Annotated in this window: 17 protein-coding genes, 1 tRNA gene and 1 pseudogene; 9 read left to right on the top strand and 10 right to left on the bottom strand. The window is 57.6% G+C overall.

Going from position 1 to position 16,681, the window contains the following annotated elements; all coding sequences use genetic code 11:
* Positions 1 to 3: 3 nt before the first annotated feature.
* From E8M77_RS18805 to E8M77_RS18780, 6 genes and pseudogenes are all read right to left on the bottom strand, one after another.
* The gene (locus E8M77_RS18805) at positions 4 to 933 is read right to left on the bottom strand and encodes an electron transfer flavoprotein subunit alpha/FixB family protein (protein WP_137132161.1); all 930 of its coding nucleotides are present in this window, start codon (positions 931 to 933) and stop codon (positions 4 to 6) included.
* Between the two features lie 25 nt (positions 934 to 958).
* Entirely contained in the window at positions 959 to 1,708 is a 750-nt protein-coding gene (locus tag E8M77_RS18800) for an electron transfer flavoprotein subunit beta/FixA family protein (RefSeq protein WP_137132160.1), read from the bottom strand.
* Positions 1,709 to 1,876: 168 nt separating this feature from the next.
* A pseudogene (locus E8M77_RS18795) lies at positions 1,877 to 2,593 on the bottom strand (rhomboid family intramembrane serine protease).
* Between the two features lie 48 nt (positions 2,594 to 2,641).
* Complete coding sequence (locus tag E8M77_RS18790) at positions 2,642 to 3,220, bottom strand: cob(I)yrinic acid a,c-diamide adenosyltransferase (RefSeq protein WP_137132159.1); 579 nt, start codon at positions 3,218 to 3,220, stop codon at positions 2,642 to 2,644.
* Between the two features lie 2 nt (positions 3,221 to 3,222).
* A complete protein-coding gene (locus E8M77_RS18785) occupies positions 3,223 to 3,420 on the bottom strand; it encodes a twin transmembrane helix small protein (RefSeq protein ID WP_137132158.1) in 198 nt (65 codons plus the stop codon).
* Between the two features lie 21 nt (positions 3,421 to 3,441).
* Complete coding sequence (locus E8M77_RS18780; RefSeq protein WP_137132157.1) at positions 3,442 to 4,275, bottom strand: SDR family oxidoreductase; 834 nt, start codon at positions 4,273 to 4,275, stop codon at positions 3,442 to 3,444.
* An 86-nt stretch (positions 4,276 to 4,361) separates the two neighbouring features.
* Here E8M77_RS18780 and E8M77_RS18775 point away from each other — a divergent pair, with 86 nt between their 5' ends.
* Positions 4,362 to 5,300: a YihY/virulence factor BrkB family protein gene (locus E8M77_RS18775; RefSeq protein ID WP_137132193.1), complete on the top strand. Its 939-nt coding sequence runs from the start codon at positions 4,362 to 4,364 to the stop codon at positions 5,298 to 5,300.
* On the opposite strand, the gene gluQRS is transcribed toward E8M77_RS18775, so the two are convergent.
* On the bottom strand, positions 5,265 to 6,146 hold the full coding sequence (gene gluQRS, locus E8M77_RS18770) for a tRNA glutamyl-Q(34) synthetase GluQRS (RefSeq protein ID WP_137132156.1): 882 nt from the start codon (positions 6,144 to 6,146) through the stop codon (positions 5,265 to 5,267). The genes E8M77_RS18775 and gluQRS overlap by 36 nt on opposite strands.
* A 33-nt stretch (positions 6,147 to 6,179) precedes the next feature.
* Here gluQRS and E8M77_RS18765 point away from each other — a divergent pair, with 33 nt between their 5' ends.
* Positions 6,180 to 6,821 carry a DNA-3-methyladenine glycosylase gene (locus E8M77_RS18765; protein ID WP_137132155.1) on the top strand — a complete coding sequence of 214 codons (642 nt, stop codon included), beginning with the start codon at positions 6,180 to 6,182 and terminating at the stop codon, positions 6,819 to 6,821.
* An 88-nt stretch (positions 6,822 to 6,909) separates the two neighbouring features.
* Entirely contained in the window at positions 6,910 to 7,467 is a 558-nt protein-coding gene (locus E8M77_RS18760; protein ID WP_137132154.1) for an HNH endonuclease, read from the top strand.
* A 16-nt stretch (positions 7,468 to 7,483) separates the two neighbouring features.
* On the opposite strand, the gene E8M77_RS18755 is transcribed toward E8M77_RS18760, so the two are convergent.
* Positions 7,484 to 7,993, bottom strand: a complete 510-nt coding sequence (locus tag E8M77_RS18755; protein WP_137132153.1) for a disulfide bond formation protein B — start codon at positions 7,991 to 7,993, stop codon at positions 7,484 to 7,486.
* A 193-nt stretch (positions 7,994 to 8,186) separates the two neighbouring features.
* On the opposite strand from E8M77_RS18755, the gene E8M77_RS18750 reads away from it, so the two are divergent.
* Positions 8,187 to 8,271 (top strand) — tRNA-Leu (locus E8M77_RS18750).
* A gap of 145 nt (positions 8,272 to 8,416) precedes the next feature.
* Here the strand turns inward: E8M77_RS18750 and E8M77_RS18745 are convergent.
* Entirely contained in the window at positions 8,417 to 8,677 is a 261-nt protein-coding gene (locus tag E8M77_RS18745) for a hypothetical protein (RefSeq protein ID WP_137132152.1), read from the bottom strand.
* A 120-nt stretch (positions 8,678 to 8,797) separates the two neighbouring features.
* Entirely contained in the window at positions 8,798 to 9,391 is a 594-nt protein-coding gene (locus E8M77_RS18740) for a transglutaminase-like cysteine peptidase (RefSeq protein WP_137132151.1), read from the bottom strand.
* A gap of 410 nt (positions 9,392 to 9,801) precedes the next feature.
* Between E8M77_RS18740 and E8M77_RS18735 the strand changes: the two genes are divergently transcribed.
* The 5 genes from E8M77_RS18735 (at position 9,802) to E8M77_RS18715 (ending at position 16,554) form a co-directional block, all read left to right on the top strand.
* Positions 9,802 to 11,256, top strand: coding sequence for an O-antigen ligase family protein (locus tag E8M77_RS18735; protein ID WP_137132150.1), 1,455 nt, complete (start codon positions 9,802 to 9,804; stop codon positions 11,254 to 11,256).
* Between the two features lie 159 nt (positions 11,257 to 11,415).
* Positions 11,416 to 12,597 carry a polysaccharide biosynthesis/export family protein gene (locus E8M77_RS18730; RefSeq protein WP_137132149.1) on the top strand — a complete coding sequence of 394 codons (1,182 nt, stop codon included), beginning with the start codon at positions 11,416 to 11,418 and terminating at the stop codon, positions 12,595 to 12,597.
* A 149-nt stretch (positions 12,598 to 12,746) separates the two neighbouring features.
* Complete coding sequence (locus E8M77_RS23960; protein ID WP_170975933.1) at positions 12,747 to 13,499, top strand: hypothetical protein; 753 nt, start codon at positions 12,747 to 12,749, stop codon at positions 13,497 to 13,499.
* Positions 13,500 to 13,544: 45 nt separating this feature from the next.
* Entirely contained in the window at positions 13,545 to 15,809 is a 2,265-nt protein-coding gene (locus tag E8M77_RS18720; protein ID WP_246659324.1) for a polysaccharide biosynthesis tyrosine autokinase, read from the top strand.
* Positions 15,790 to 16,554, top strand: a complete 765-nt coding sequence (locus tag E8M77_RS18715) for a hypothetical protein (protein ID WP_137132147.1) — start codon at positions 15,790 to 15,792, stop codon at positions 16,552 to 16,554. Before E8M77_RS18720 ends, E8M77_RS18715 begins: the two co-directional genes overlap by 20 nt.
* The last annotated feature ends 127 nt before the right edge of the window (positions 16,555 to 16,681 follow it).

The raw sequence follows: 16,681 nt of genomic DNA, 5'->3' as shown, positions 1-16,681 counted from the left end.
GGCTCAGAGAGCCTTTTCAAGCTCCGGCAGGATCTGGAAGAGATCGCCCACCAGGCCATAATCGGCCACCTGGAAGATCGGCGCTTCCTCATCCTTGTTGATCGCCACGATGACTTTGGAATCCTTCATACCGGCAAGATGCTGGATGGCGCCGGAAATGCCGACGGCCACATAAAGATCCGGTGCGACGACCTTGCCGGTCTGGCCGACCTGCCAGTCGTTCGGCGCATAGCCGGCATCGACGGCGGCGCGCGATGCACCGACGGCAGCGCCGAGCTTGTCGGCGAGCGGCAGGATGACCTCCTGGAACTTTTCCGAGGAACCAAGTGCACGACCGCCCGATACGATGATCTTGGCAGAGGTGAGTTCCGGGCGGTCCGAAGACGACAGTGCATCGCCGACGAAGGCCGAAAGACCCGGATTCGCGACAGCGGAAATGCTCTCAACAGCGGCCGAGCCATTCGCTTCGGCAGCGGCAAAGGATGCCGTGCGCACGGTAATCACCTTTTTGGCGTCGGTAGACTGCACCGTCTGAAGGGCATTGCCGGCATAGATCGGGCGCTTGAACGTATCGGCGGAAATCACCTCGATGATTTCCGAGACCTGCATCACGTCGAGAAGTGCTGCGACGCGCGGCATGACATTCTTGGCCGAGGCGGTTGCCGGCGCGATCACCACATCATAGGCGCCTGACAGCGACACAATGAGATCGGCGAGCGGTTCGGCCAGATTATTGGCAAGCGAGGCATCCTCGGCCAATAGAACCTTGGCAACGCCCGAAAGCTTTGCGGCGGCCTCTGCTGCGGCCTGCGCGCTGGCGCCCGCCACCAGAACATGCACATCGCCGCCGATCTTTACAGCAGCTGTCAGCGCCTTGGCGGTCTGATCCGAGACGGTCGTGCCGTCATGTTCAGCAAGAAGAAGAATTGCCATTGTCATTATCTCCCTGTTCGTCCGCTCAAAGAACGCCAGCTTCGTTTTTCAGCTTGTCGACCAGTTCGGCCACGGATGCCACCTTGATGCCAGCCTTGCGGCCACCCGGCTCCTCGGTCTTCAGCACCTTGAGGCGCGGCGCGATATCGACGCCGAAATCGGCCGGGCTCTTCTTATCGAGCGGCTTCTTCTTGGCCTTCATGATATTGGGCAGCGAGGCATAGCGCGGCTCGTTCAAGCGCAGGTCCGTCGTCACGATCGCCGGCAGTTTCACGTCGATGGTCTGAAGACCGCCATCGACTTCGCGGGTGACCTTGGCTGTGGCATCGCCGAGCTCGATCTTCGATGCGAAAGTGGCCTGGCCCCATTTGAGAAGGGCGGCAAGCATCTGGCCGGTCTGGTTGCTGTCGTCGTCGATCGCCTGCTTGCCCAGAATGACAAGACCCGGATTTTCCGCATCGACCACGCCCTTCAACAGCTTGGCAACGGCCAGCGGTTCGACCTGCTCCTCGGTTTCGATGAGGATGCCGCGATCCGCGCCCATGGCAAGCGCCGTGCGGATCGTCTCTTCGGCCTTGGCTGGACCGATCGAAACGATGACGATCTCGTCTGCCTGGCCAGCTTCCTTGAGACGTAGCGCCTCCTCCACGGAAATCTCGTCGAACGGGTTCATCGACATTTTCACATTGGCGAGTTCCACGCCCGTGCCGTCCGCCTTGACGCGGATTTTCACGTTGTAATCAACTACCCGCTTAACAGGCACCAGAATTTTCATGACTTCCTTCCTCAGATGAAACCAATTGGGAAAATGCGGCGTCTCCCAATCCGCCGATTGTCAATGGGCGACATGGATACGCATTTTTAGACCGAACACAAAGAGTTTTCAGGTTTTTGCCGGTGCCATTTCGTCATGCCCCCATTCCTGAAAGGAGACAGGCGGGTGTCAGTCGGAAAGCTCGACGGCGCGTGGGGCAACCACTTTCCGGTCAAATAGCGGCACATCCTTGCGGCGCATGAAGACGACGAGGACAGCGCCAGCGAGAATTCCACCGACATGCGCGCCCCAGGAAATCATGCCCTGCATATCGAGAGCGAGCATGACGAACTGCTGACCGACCCACAGGATCAGCGGCACGAAGGCCGGCAGCGGCAGGGGAATGCGGAAGAACACCAGCGTCCACAGGCGCACGCGTGGATGCAGCAGAAGATAGGCGGCGACAATGCCGGATACGGCGCCGGATGCGCCGATCAGCGGGCCTTCCGAGACGGGGTCAATCAGGCCGTGAAACAGCGCTCCGGCTGCTGCACAGAGAAGATAGAAGACCAGAAACCGAAAATGACCCAGGGCATCTTCGACATTATCGCCGAACACCCAGAGGAATACCATGTTGGAGGCAAGGTGCCAGACATCGATATGCAGGAAGGCATAGGTGACGAAGGTTGCCTCCTGCGGCACGAAATCCAAGGCTGGCGGCAGTATGGCATGCTCGAAGGCCACTGCCGGAATGAAGCCCAGCATGATCGTGGCCAGGTCATCGGCCTGCGATGGCACAAGCCAAGTCAGCAGTCAGATGACAACATTGACCAGGATCAGCCCGATCGTCACATATTGCAGCTTGATATGCTTCAGATGGTTGACGTCGTAGAGCGGAATGAACATCGGGCTCTCGGATCGCTCCGCTCTCTCTGTTGTGTGGACTGGCTGCTATTACCTGTTCTTGCCCGGCACCCAGAGGATATCGGCCTTGCCACCGCCATTGGCATAGCGGGCCGCGACGAACAGGAAGTCCGACAGGCGGTTGATGTATTTCAGTGCCGGTGCGGCAACCACTTCGCCATCGACCTTGGAAAGTTCCACCATCAGGCGCTCAGCCCGGCGCGACACGGTGCGTGCCACATGCAGATGCGCGGCAGCCGGCGAGCCGCCCGGCAGGACAAATGAGGTCAGCGGATCAAGATGGGCGTTCAGTGTGTCTATCTCGCTTTCGAGCCGGTCGACCTGCGACTGGACGATGCGCAGTGGCTCCCATTCCACCTTTTCGCCTGTGTCCGGCGTTGCGAGATCCGCGCCGAGATCAAAGAGATCGTTCTGGATGCGAAACAGCATGCCATCGAGTTCGGCCATCGAACCGGTTGTCAGACGCGCCACGCCAATCACGGAATTGGTTTCGTCCACCGTGCCATAGCTATCGACGCGCAGATCGTGCTTCACGCGGCGCGGGCCTGTGACCAGCGCGGTCGTGCCATCATCGCCGGTGCGGGTGTAGATCTTGTTGAGTTTTACCATGGTCAGCGTCCTCCGCCGGTCAGCCAAAGGGTGAGCATGATCAGGCCGATCGCCACCGCCTGCAGCAGCAGGCGCAATTGCATGAGTTTGTTGGATTTGTTGCCGTCCGTGCCCTTCAGCATGTTGAAGAGGCCGCGGATCAGCACAAGAACCACGAGCCCCATCACGATGAGGGCCAAAAGGGTGGTGAAGCTGGACATGAAAGTACCTTTTTGGATGTGTCAGTCGATCTTACGCAGTAGGCGGTAGAACAGATCTGAGGGTAGCAGACGCTTCAGCAGCACGCCCTGTTTTGCCGGTTTCGTCACCAGGTAATGGGGTTTCGGCCGCTTGGCGTTCAGCGCATGGACCAGAACCTGATGCACGGCCTCTGGTCCCAGCTTGTGCTTGTTGATCGGCCCGGAACCATCAAGCCTTGCCAATTGGCGCTGGTATTGATGCGCATGCGCGGAATTATCGATATCAACATGCTCATGGAAGCTTTTGAGCGCATTGGCGGTAAAGCGGGTCTCGATGGGTCCGGGCTCGATAAGGCTGACAAAGATACCTGATCCGTCGAGTTCCATGCGAAGCGTGACGCTCAAACCCTCGATGGCGTGCTTGGAAGCATTGTAGGCGCCGCGATAGCGATAGGGTACGAGACCGAGGATCGACGAGCATTGCACGATGCGGCCATGGCCTTGAGCGCGCATCAGGGGGATGATCTGCCGCGTCAATTCATGCCAGCCGAAGAAATTCGTCTCGAATTGCAGGCGCAGCACGTCGGTCTTTAAGTCTTCCACCGCCCCCGGCTGTCCATAGGCGCCATTGTTAAACAGGGCGTGGATCCGTCCACCAGTGCGGCGTGTCACCTCGGCCACCAGCGCATCGATTGTGTCCTGCCTCGTATAGTCCAGGATGAGGGCCTCCAGCCCGTCGGCCTCGAGCGCTGCCAGATCTTCGGGCTTGCGCACTGTTGCAAACACCCGCCAGCCTTCCTTCTTCAGGGCGCGGGCGCTATAAGCGCCGATGCCGGAAGAGCAACCCGTGATGACAATGCTACGCTGTTCCGTCATGTCGCCTCCCTGTAAAACCCATTCGCGTGTCCCATATTTCAGGCGGAGTGACAACGGAGTTCCCATTGGCCGAAGCAAGACTGAAAATACGCTGGCACCGGCTCGCCTTCAAAGTCTTCTATGATGCTTACTGTCATTTCAACGATGACGATGGCTGGGCCTTGGCGAGCCATGTGGCGCTTTCGGGGCTCCTGGCGCTGTTTCCATTCCTCATCTTCGGCACGGCCCTTGCAAGCTTTCTTGGTGCCAGCAGCTTTTCCGCAACCACCGTGCATTTGCTGTTTGACACCTGGCCGTCGGAAATTGCCGAGCCGCTGGCCAATGAAGTGCGTCGGGTGCTGGAAATTCCGCGTGGCGGTCTGTTGACCGTCTCGGTGCTGGCGGCTGCCTATTTTGCCTCAAACGGTGTGGAGGCGCTGCGCATTTCGCTCAACCGGGCCTATCGGGTGCCTGAAACGCGCGCCTGGTATGTGACGCGTCTTGCCAGCCTTGGCTATGTCATTGCCGCCGTCGTCATCTTTGCGGCCATCAGCATCGTGCTGGTGGCGGTGCCGATTGCCGTGCGCTTTGCCGGTTCGCATCTGCCCTGGCTGCAGGATGAGCTGTCGAGCATTTCAAGCTTTGGTCTGCTCGGCACCGGTGTCGTTCTTTTCGTCGGTCTGATTGTGTGCCACAAATGGCTGCCGGCCGGAAACCGGCGCATCATCGATATCCTGCCCGGCATCTTCCTGACGCTGATCTGCTGGAGCGGATTTGCGCTGATCTTTGCCTTCTATCTGAGCACCTTTGCCACCTATGCGGCCACCTATGCGGGGCTGGCCTCGGTGATGATCGTGCTGGTGTTTCTGTATATGGTCGGGGTGATCTTCATGCTGGGTGCCGAAATCAATGCGGCATTGATGAAATATCGCGTGTTTTCCGTGGCTTCGCGATCCTATCGCGGTCGCCGCCGCGCTGATCGCGGCGAGCCCCCTATTGATCCAGCGCCATCAGAGCCCCAGCAGGCGGCCAATATCCGCCGGTGAGCGGCCCGCTGCCCGCAGGGCGGCAAGCCCGGTCGCGCCCTCGCTTTTGGACAGTTTGCGACCGTCGCTGCCGAGGATCAGGCGGTGGTGATGGTAGAGCGGCGCGGAAAGGCCCAAAAGCTCTTGCAGCAGACGGTGAACGGCGGTTGCATGATAGAGGTCGAGACCCCGCACCACATGCGTGACGCCCTGAGCCGCGTCATCCACGACGACGGACAGATGATAGCTGGAGGGCGCATCCGAGCGCGACAGGATGACATCGCCCCAGCTTGCGGCATCGGCGGCAATGGTTCCCGTCTCGCCATCGCCGGTCTCTTGCCAGGTAAGAGACTGGCCAACGAGCGTCAGCGCCTTTGCCATGTCGAGTCGCAGCGCATGGCGAAGGCCGCTGGAAAGAAGCTGCCGGCGCTCCTTCTCGCCGCGTTCGCGGTCATCGGCCGGATAAAGGGGTGCTCCATCCGGATCACGCGGCCAGGCTTGCCCATCACCTTCAGCTTCTGTGACACGCGCCTTCACTTCGCTGCGTGTCAGGAAGGCCGGGTAGATCAGACCCCTATCCTCTAACTGCCGAAGTGCCGCCGCATAATCTGCCAGATGCTCCGACTGGCGGCGCACCGGCTCTTCCCAGGCAAGGCCGATCCAGGCAAGGTCGCGGTAGAATTCCGCCTCGAAATCCGGCCGGCAGCGCGTCTGGTCAATATCCTCGATCCGCAGCAGCAACCGACCATCTGCCTGCTGCGCCATTTTCTGGTTGATCAGCGCCGATAGAGCATGGCCCAGATGCAGGAAACCATTCGGGCTGGGTGCAAAGCGAAAGACGGGTTTTTGACGCGGGCGTGAGGGCATGGTTTCTTTTGCCACGAAATGGGGATTTTTGCGATGCTGCTGATACGTGCGCAGGCCGATATTGTCGAAGGGCTTGGCGCACTCATCCGCCTCGATCCCAGCCTTGAGCCGATTGTCAAGGCGGCTGGTCCGGTGCCGCTGCGGCTTTCTCCACCCGGTTTTGCCGGCCTGTCGCAGATCATCGTGTCGCAGATGATCTCAAAGGCGAGTGCCAGCGCCATCTGGCAGCGCATCACCCAAGCTGGTCCGATGACGCCTGCCGACTATCTCGCCCACGGGCCGGAGGTCGTGGCGGGTTTTGGCCTGTCGCGCGCCAAGGCGGCAACGCTGGAAGGCCTGGCACGGGCAATCGTGGATGGAGAGCTTGATCTTGATGCCCTGGCCAGTCTCAGCCAGGAAGAGGCGCTCTCTCGGTTAAGGGCACTGAAAGGCATCGGTGCCTGGACGGCCGAAGTCTATCTGATGTTCTGTCTTGGTGCCCCGGATATCTTTCCCTCGGGCGACGTGGCGCTGAGGGCAGCCGTGGGTCATGCGCTGTGCCTCAACGAGCGACCGCCACCGGCACGGGTGGATGAGATTGCCCGGCGCTGGAGCCCCCGGCGTGCGGTCGCGGCGCGGCTGTTCTGGGCCTATTATGCCAATGTCATGCGACGCGATGCCCTGCCGGTCGATTGATTCGCTGCGTCATAATTTCGGCTTCACATTCCTGTAACAACAGACCTAATATAGAAGGGACATAAGCCGAATCGGTGAGGAGCGTCATTTGACGATTGCAGTCTCCCCGCAGGCCCTGCCGGCGCTCGTGTTGAACGCTGACTACCGGCCGCTGAGTTATTACCCCTTGTCGCTCTGGTCCTGGCAGGACGCGATCAAGGCCGTCTTCCTTGACCGTGTCAATATCATTGCCGAATACGATCACTCGGTCTCCTCGCCCACGTTTTCGATGCGATTACCGAGCGTTGTCAGCCTTAAGACCTACGTTCAGCCCACGCGAAATCCCGCCTTCACCCGCTTCAACGTTTTTCTCCGCGATAAATTCGAGTGCCAGTATTGCGGATCTCACGAGGATCTGACCTTCGATCACGTGATACCGCGCGCGCATGGCGGGGAAACGACCTGGCAAAACGTGGTGGCGGCCTGTTCGCCCTGCAATCTGCGCAAGGGCAGCAAACTGCCTAAGCAGGCGGGCATGCATCCGGCACAAAAGCCCTTCCAGCCGACGGTGCAGGACCTGCACAACAATGGCCGGCTGTTCCCGCCCAATTATTTGCATGAAAGCTGGATGGACTATCTCTACTGGGATACGGAACTGCAGCCTTGAACCTCTGGCGTGCCGCTTAGGCGCGCTTTGTAAACGCGGCCTTGAAAGCAATGGCGGCCAGTGCAAGGCTTGCCAGCACATTCCAGCCGGCAAAGGAAAGGCCAAGCACCCGAAGCGCTGCCTCGGTGCAGGAGGGCCCCTTGATCGTGTTGATGTCGCTCAACAGATTGCCGGCATTGGTGGTGAGCCCATTGGCGGAGGTCGAGCAGGTGGTCGGCCCTTCCCAGAAACCCCATTCGACGCCCGAATGATAGACGCCCATGCCAAGCCCGATCAGCATCATGATACCAACCAGTGCCAGCAGCCCGCGCGTGACGGCCGCCGGCAGGCGAAACACGGCGGTGACCACGGCGCCAAGCGCCACCGGCACGGCCCAGTAATAGGGTTCGCGCTGCAAGAGGCAGAGTGCGCAGGGGATATAGCCGCCGATATGCTGGAAGCCGAGCGCGGTGCCGACGGTTGCCGCCATGCCGAATGCCAGTCCGGCGGAATAGATCATCAGGGTTTCGCGTTGATCGGCAGCCATGGGTTCTTCCTTGCGCGAAGGGGTTCGCACGCAAGCTCTAGCCAGAGGGGGGTGGGTTTGTAAATCGCTTCCTGGCGCGCTGAGCCCATATGACCCGCCAAATTTTCGTGAGACGCAACAAGATCTTGCTGATCGCGATGGGTGCTTGCACGGGCCCTTTTGACTGTGCTAGAGGCTTCTTCGCCTGTTTCGTGCCCCGTTGGCGGAATTGGTAGACGCGCCTGACTCAAAATCAGGTTCCGAGAGGAGTGCTGGTTCGATTCCGGCACGGGGCACCATTACTTCAGGCCTGTTGCCTGTCGCGGCGCATTTAATTTCCAAAATGACTTTTGTGTCCGTGATGTCTGGCGTGAACGCTTGGCGATGCTACTGATCGCCAAATGTGGCAAAGGCGCAGAGATTCGCGGCTTGTAGACGTTGCTGTCAATAAATGGGCGGATGACAGACGCTGACCAGTTCGGTGCGGGGCTGGTACGGAGAACGATAGGTCACAAGCAACTGGTCGCAGTTTTCGTAATGGCTGATGGTGCTCACCGCGCGGCGCGCATGATGGGGCGTCGTCTTCTGCGCGCGATCCATCTGGTAATGCTGTCCACCCACAAGGTCCGCTGCGCCTGTGGAAAGCGGTAGAGCGAAGGAACAGGCCATGACGGATATCGTCAAGAGCGACCGGAAGGATGTCATTATAGTGTTCTCCACTTAAAGACAGCCAAACGTATTGATCGTGAAATGGTTGCATGCGGCGGAAATTATGCCAGGGCGAGGCTGGTTTCTACTGTCTCGCGCCCTCTGCCTTGCAATCCATCAGCTGGCAATGTTGTTCCAGAAGAGCGGATTGTCGCCCGACTGGATCATCACCCAGCTCAGATCCGTCTCGCGCCAGTTCAGAATGCTGTTGGTCCGGTTGTCGAGCACCAGATCACCGCTATCGGTGCGAACGATCAGGACGGCATGTCCGACATTGTCCGGCGTCATGGCAACGGCGATCCGCATTGCACTGGCCGGCCAGCCACGCTTAAGAAGTTCGCGGCGCTTGGTCAGGACATAGTCCTCGCAATCACCATTCGAGACCGAGGCTTGCCACTGGTCGGTGCCGGCTGCATCGTTGACCGGGCGGATCGAACGATTGACCTGATAGTTGACGCTGCGCAGTTCGCGCAGTTTGCCGTAGTTCCAGCCAATGGTGGTCGGACCGGTTGCCGGCTGGCAGTCTTCCTGATTCTTGACGCAGTAGGACACAAATCCAAAAGGCGCCAGCACTGGCTGAGCAACCTGAATATGGGTGTACTGACCTCTCAAGGGTGCGGCAAGTCCTGCAGGCCCCATGGCCATGGACGGCATTACACTTGAGACCAGCATGGCCATAGTCGTACCAGCAATGAGCAGCTTCTTAATCATGACTTACCCCGTTTCAGAGACGCTCGTCGGTGTTTCCTTCGATGAGCTTTGATACACGGGGGGCTGCCACCAGCCTTTTAAGTGGAAAGTTCGAATTTTATCGATGTGTCGTTTTTTTAGCCTGTCGCGCCAAAATCGGACAGATCGGGTCTGGGCCTGCACGCTTGTCCGTCGAGTCGATGCGCATGAAGGGCCGCAACAGGCCAAGCCGCCGGCATCAAAGCCATGATTTTCGTCCGAATTTTTTACAATGGGCTCTAAACTGCCGAGTGCTTCAAAAGAGTGCGATGGCGAACTTCTTTTACATCAAGACAAATATCCGTTTGACCTTGTGGCGTGTAATACGGGGATTGATTGCGCCTGTCGATTAGACGTATGGAAGATGCCGGTATTCGGGGGGAGCATTTCTTATGTTTTGGAGCCAGGTCTTCAGTGCTGTTGCTGTGGGTGAACGACCGTCGGCGATTGCGCGCATAGCAAGATTGGTCGCACTCTCTCTATTTGTGCTTTCAATCGCCGTTGCGCTTCTGACCCATGGCGCGGTTTATCCCGCAGCCATCTCGGTTTCCGTCCTGTTGATGGTCATCAGCCTCCTGACCGCGTTTTTTGGGCTTGGCATGTCGCGCAGCATTGAGATGGCGTTCTATACGGTATTGGGTCTCTGGTTCACGGTCCTCTTTTCCTGTCTTGTCCAGGCAATGCCGCTTCCCCCCATCATTCCAGCCCATCCTGCCTGGGCTGTGCTGACTGAAATCGGACTTGAGGGACCGCGTACTCTTTCTCCTGACCCCTCCAGCGTTCTGTCGGCCATCCTGCCGATTAGTCTTCCGTTTGCCACCTTGCTTGCTGCGCTTCTCTTGTTTCGCTCGGATGAGGAAGTCAGTCTAGCACTCTCCATCTTCGGCTTTGCCGGGGCGACGTTTGCGGCTATTGCAATCCTGCAGTTTGTGTTTTTTCCGGATGCTCTTTTGCTCGGAGACAAGCGTTTTTATCTGGGAAGCCTGACGGGGCCATTTGTGAACCGCAACACAGCGGCAACCTTTTATGGCGTTACTCTGCTCGCCATTCTGTGTCAGATCGGCAGGATCGATCTGCTGAAGCTTTTGCGCTCTGGCGTGCTTTCAGCCTCAAGCAATGCATCTCCGGCGCGCATCGGACTGCTTGTCGGTGCTGCTCTGGTCAGTTTCGTCGCGCTGATGCTGACAAATTCGAGAGCGGGTATCGCCTCAACTGTCATTGGTGTCGTAGTCTATGGGATTGGCATGGTGCTCTTTCCGCCAGCCACCGGCAGCAGTGCCCAGTTTCGAACCGTGGGATCAAGGCACAGCTCAAATATCTATCTGCAGGTTTTGATCGGCCTTGGCCTCTTGCTATGCTTGTTTTGGCTGTTTTCCGGCCGTGCAATGCTGCGTGCGGAAATACAGGGTCTTGACGATGGCCGTTTTTGTATCTTGCCCGGCATATTGTCAGCGATCAAAGACAATATCTGGACCGGAATCGGACCTGGAGCCTTTCCATCTTACTTTCCAGCCTATCGAGATCCATCCTGCGGTTTATCTGGATTTTGGGAGCTTGCACATAACTTCTATCTCGATGGACTTCTCGCTTTCGGATTGTTGTTTTTCGTTGCTTTGCTTTTGGTTGTGTCTTTTCTTTTCCGCATGTTTGGCGAAGGAATAAGACAGAGAAGGAAGCTGCGCGCCGTGGTCTGGGCTGGTATTGCCTCTTCTTTCATCGTTGCATTGCATGCAGGGCTGGATTTTTCGATCCAAATACCCGGATTCTCTGCCTGGTGGGCTCTTTTCGTTGCTTTTGTGCTCAGAATCTGCACGAATCGCCGCAAATATAAACCCGCTTCTGCCTAGGAACGCCGTGTTACCGTACTGCAACATGGCCTATGCAAACGTATTAGCAGAATCCGCTTTATCTGCGCGACACGGGTAGCAAGGTTATCGAAACTGTGTTTTAAGTCTTGTGAAAGCATGTTTCACATCATCAGAATCATGTTTATGGGGTAGGGGTTCATGAAGGTTTCATCACGTGGTGTATTGGGGATGCTTAGCGTCCTTTTGTTGTCCAGCTGTACCTCTTTGCCAAGGTCCGGGCCTGATCAGCAGGCTGTCGATTCCGGTGCGACGGTCAAGGTAGAGAGTGCTGATCGCAAGGTCGGCATTGATTATGCGCTGGTGGATATCAACAGTGCTGTGCTTGCTTACGCATCGGATACGACAACGTCTACTCTCAGTGGCAGCTTTGGTGGTGGCCGTGGCGGTCCTCCGCAGATCGTTCTGGGTGTGGGTGACATTGTCCAGGTTTCTATATTTGAATCGCAATCGGGCGGATTGTTCATTCCGGCGGATGCAGGGTCGCGTCCTGGCAATTATATCAGCCTGCCGAAGCAGACGATTGATCGCGCCGGCAACATTACTGTGCCTTACGCCGGTAAGATTGCTGCGGCCAATCGCCCGGTCGATGAAGTCCAGTTGGAAATCGCATCGCGCCTCGCCAATCGGGCGATCGAGCCTCAGGTTGTGGTGTCGATCGAAGAAAGCCGGTCCATGGAGGCCTCCGTTCTGGGTGATGTGAAGGATCCCAAGAAGATTGAGGTCAGCCCTGCTGGTGAGCGGATTCTTGACCTGATTTCCGAGGCTGGTGGTTTGAGCTCTCCGGGCGCTGAATCGACTGTGACGGTGCAGCGTCGTGGTCGCTCAGTTACGGTTCCTTATGATGTGATTTCCAAGAAATCCTCTGAAAACATCTATGTTCAGCCCGGCGATACTCTGATCGTCAATCGTGATCGGCGTACTTTCCTGGCATTCGGTGTAACGGGTGAAAGTGGTCGTTTTGACTTCGAAGATTCGGATTTGACCTTGGGTGAAGCGCTGGCGAAGGCGGGTGGCCTGCTGGACGACAAGGCAGAGCCGAGGGCTGTGCTGGTCTATCGTACGGTCAGCAAGGATTTTCTGCAGAAAATCGGTGTAGACACGCATGGTTTTGCGTCAAAGGAAGTGCCTGTGATCTTCAGGGCAAACCTCCGCGATCCGGCGGGCTTCTTCATGGCGCAGAAGTTCCCGATGCAGAACAAGGACACGATCTATGTATCGACGTCTGACTCGGTCGAACTGCTGAAGTTCCTGACCATCTTGAACTCGGCAACGTCCTCTGTGGCAAATGTTGCGGATACTCGAGACTCGATCAGAAACTAGTGGTGAATGTCTAGATGGCGGCTTCGGGCCGCCATTTAACCAAACATAAAGAAAATACTCCGGCCAGACGATGTCGTTGCGCTTTCGACTTGCTTAACGAGTGCTAATGCGACATGGTTATCCAAAGTTTACAATTGGAGCAGATGTTCATGAAAACTCAGTCTAAACTCTCAGTAATGCTTTTGACGAGCGTGACACTGTTCGTTGGAAGTCAGGCAATGGCGCAGCAGGCTGTTGCACCCGCAGCGCCTGGCGTTCAGGCCGTTGCGCCTTTGACGCTCGCTGCATTTCTTGCAAACCCGCAGTCTCTGCTGCAGTCGCCTGCGGCAGACGTTAGGGGCGTTGTCGAGAGGCTGTTGGCCGAAGCTGCTGCGGCAGGGCAGATGACCGAAGCAATGACGGCAATGCAGGTTGCGGCATCTGCCGCGAGTGAAGCTCAGGTTGCTGCGATGACGCAGGGTGCTTTGGCCGCCGCTGGGCAGTTGGCTGCCACCAATCCTGCTGCTGCGGCAAGCATTCAGGTCGGTATCGCTTCAAGCACGCAAATGGCGGCTGCAGCAAGTCAGCCAGGTACTGTGCAGACTGCTGCCATTGGTGCCGGTGCGCCTGCTGGTGCCGGTGCTGGTGCTGGTGCTGGTGCGCCGGCTGCTCCAGGTGCGGCCATTGCTGGGCCCGGTGTTGGGGCTGGTGCTGTTGGTACAACCTCTGGTGCCGCTGGTGCGGGTGCTGGTGGCGCGTCGAATGGCGGCACGTTGACGGCTGCCGGTGGTGCGACTGCGAGTGGTGGCGGCACTGGTGGTGGTACAACGGGCACATCGACAACGACAACGATCAACAACACAACGGTAACCGGTGGTACAACGACGCCGACGACGCCAACCAGCCCTGTCACCAACGGCTGATTTGCTTGACTAGACCTTTGATAATGGAATCCAATCGTGAATCAGATATCTTCGTTTACTCGTTCCCATGAACCGGACGAAGAGGATTTTCAGGCGGGTCAGATTGACATCGATAAGCTTATAGCAGCAGCACGCCGTCAATGGCGTGTTGTTGCTATTTGTATCTGCGTCGCAGTTGTTTTGGGTGTTGTTTATCTTTTGACGGCGGTGCCGCGTTACACGGCGTCTACCAGCATTCTGATTGACCGCAGCAATAGCGAAATTGCCCAACAGCTTTCATCATTCGGCGGTGTTCTCGATGATGAAGCCTCTGTACTGAGTCAAGTTGAGCTTCTGAAATCCGAGGCCATCGGGCTTGCGGCGGTGGACAAGCTGAAGCTGTATGACAACGCCGAATTCATGGCGTCTGGTCAATCCGTCCTGAACCCGGTGAAGGATGGTATTCAGGCGGTTCTCCAGACCATAGGCATGTCTGGCGGCGGTGCGGACCAGATTTTAGATCCCCAGGAACGGCTGCGACAATCTGCGCTGGGCATCGTTCAGGATAGTCTGACGGTCAGTAGAACTGGCCGCTCCTATGTGCTGGAAGTATCTGTTACGTCGACATCGCCGCGTCTGTCTGCATCGATCGTGTCTGCTTTGGCGGAAGCCTATTTGAACGACAAGCTCGATGCAAAGTATGATGCCACCCGCCGTGCCGGTACCTGGCTGCAGGAGCGTATTGAAGAACTGCGCCGGCAGTCGCTTGCCTCGGACATGGCGGTGCAGCGCTTCAGGGCCGAGAACGGACTTGTTCAAGCGGATGGAAAGCTCGTTTCAGACCAGCAACTTGCGGAATTGAACAGTGCGCTGATCGTGGCACGCGCCGATACGGCACGCGCCCAGGCCCGTTATGATCGCATTCAGCAGATCATCGCTTCGGGACAGAGCGATGCGATGGTCACCGATGCCCTCGACAGTTCGGTTATCAACACGCTGCGTGAGAAGTATCTGGACGCGTCAAAGCGCGAGTCGGAAATCGCCAAGCGTCTTGGCAGCGATCATATCCAGGCTATCCGCTTGCGCCAGGAAATGGCGGAATACCAGCGCTTGATGTTTGGCGAACTGCGCCGCATTGCAGAAAGCTACCAGAGCGAGCTCCAGGTTTCCTTGTCTCGTGAGCGCAACATTACCGAGGGTGTGGCGCGCGCAACCGACGTGAGCGTCGTTGCCAATGAGACGCAGGTGCAGCTGCGCGAGTTGGAAAGAACGTCCGAGACTTACAAGAATCTATACCAGACGTTTCTAACACGTTACCAGGAAGCAACGCAGGGCCAGTCCTTTCCAATTACGGAAGCGCGCGTGATCTCCAAGGCGGTGCCGCCCAGCGTGCCCAGCAGCCCACGCAAGGCTCTTGTGCTGGCGCTGTCCATTGTGCTTGGAGCAGCCGTTGGCGGTGGCATTGGTGCGTTCCGGGAGTTCCGCGATCGCTACTTCCGCACCGGAGAGCAGATTCGTGATGTGCTCGGCCTGGAATTTCTTGGTAGCCTACCGCTGATTACCGCGCTTGCAACGACGCGGAATGATGCGGTTTCAGCCAGTCAGATCGATTTCCGACGCAGCATTACCCGGCAAGCCGTCGATCATCCCTTGTCCTCCTTCGCGGAAAGCCTGCGGGCTGCGCGTCTGGCGATCGATGTGCGGGTGCCGAAGAAGGCCAAGATTATTGGCGTCATCTCGACCCTGCCGAGCGAAGGGAAATCGACGGTCTCGGTCAATATGGCACAAATGCTGGCGCAGAGCGGAAAGACCATTCTGATCGATGCCGATTTGCGCAATCCCGGTGCTACACGCTCTATCGCTCAACATGCTGAAGCGGGTTTCCTAGAAGTTCTGCTGGAAGGGCGTTCCTATAGCGAACTGGTGTTGAAGGATGATGTCACCGGCTTGCACTTCCTGCCGGCAGTTGTTCGTCGTCGTGTCACGCATTCTGCCGATCTTCTATCATCTGCGAAGATGGCTGAGCTTCTGCAGGCCTTGAGTGCCGAGTATGAATATGTCGTTCTCGATCTGCCGCCGATTGGGCCGGTGGTGGACGGGCGCGTGGTGGCTCGTCGGGTGGATGGTTTCTTGGTTGTCGTCGAATGGGGCAGGACAGCTCGAAAGGTCGTGCGTGATACGATCCTCAGCGACCCGCTTGTCGCCGACAAATGCCTGGGTGCCTTCCTCAACAAGGTGGATACCGAGCGCATGAAGTTCTACCGCGAATACGGTTCCTCGGAATATTATCAGGGTCGCTACAGCAGTTATTATGTCGATGACAAAGCGTAATATCGTCGGCTGTGCCGTTCTGGTTTCCCTGTGCGCGGTCTGTTCGGTCGTCGCTTTTCGTGAATTGAGAACCGCTGCGCAGGTGCAGGAACTGCGTCAGTTTCGCGCCTGGGCGGCGAGCCAGGCGTCTGTACCGCCCGCAACGATTGAGGCGCGCCGACAGATTGCGACTGCCGCTCTGTCTTCGTGCGCCACCGGTGGTATCGAAGCTGCTGTGGAACTGGGTGTGATGTATGCCGATGCATTTACACCGGCGACCAATCGCGACGCATGGATCGTCGCGCTCAACCAACTTTCGGATGATGCCCAAAAGGCTTTGAAGTGCGAGCCTACCAATGGCCTGCTCTGGTCACGGCTTGCCTTTGCCAACTGGTTTTTGGGGCGCTCGGCCGATGAGCAGATCCGACTGCTGGAATACGCGGAATTTTATGCGCCTGCAGAACTTGCATCCTTGCAGGCACGTTTTGCCCAATGGGGTAGAGTGTCTCCCTATGTGCTGAAGGGTGCAGCGACGAGCTTCGAGCGAGATCTCCAGACGCTGATGCTGTGGGCGCCGGTCAGGGATACTGCTTCCATCTGGAAAAAACTCAATCCCGCGCAGCAACAGGCTGCCTCTGCCTTTGCTGCGCTGATGCCGGATGAGCGTGTGAACCTTCTGGTGCGCGCCGGCGTCGCCTTTGATGCTAGCGCATCCAGAACAGGTGAGACTGGGGTCGCCCGCCCGTCATTGCCGTCAAAGCTGTAGCATATTTCGATCCGGTTGGGTTGGGCCAGTTTTCAGTCTTCATGCGGCTTTGTCATTTTGCCCAGAATTGAAGCAGCGGGACAGGCAAACACACCTATACCAAGTGTCGATGATTGAAACTTGGTAT

Origin of the sequence: Rhizobium sp. FY34 (genome assembly GCF_005222845.1) — a bacterium.
Taxonomy (GTDB): Bacteria; Pseudomonadota; Alphaproteobacteria; order Rhizobiales; family Rhizobiaceae; genus Neorhizobium.
The sequence above is the reverse complement of the archived record's forward strand: the minus strand, read 5'-3'. Positions and strand labels throughout refer to the sequence as shown.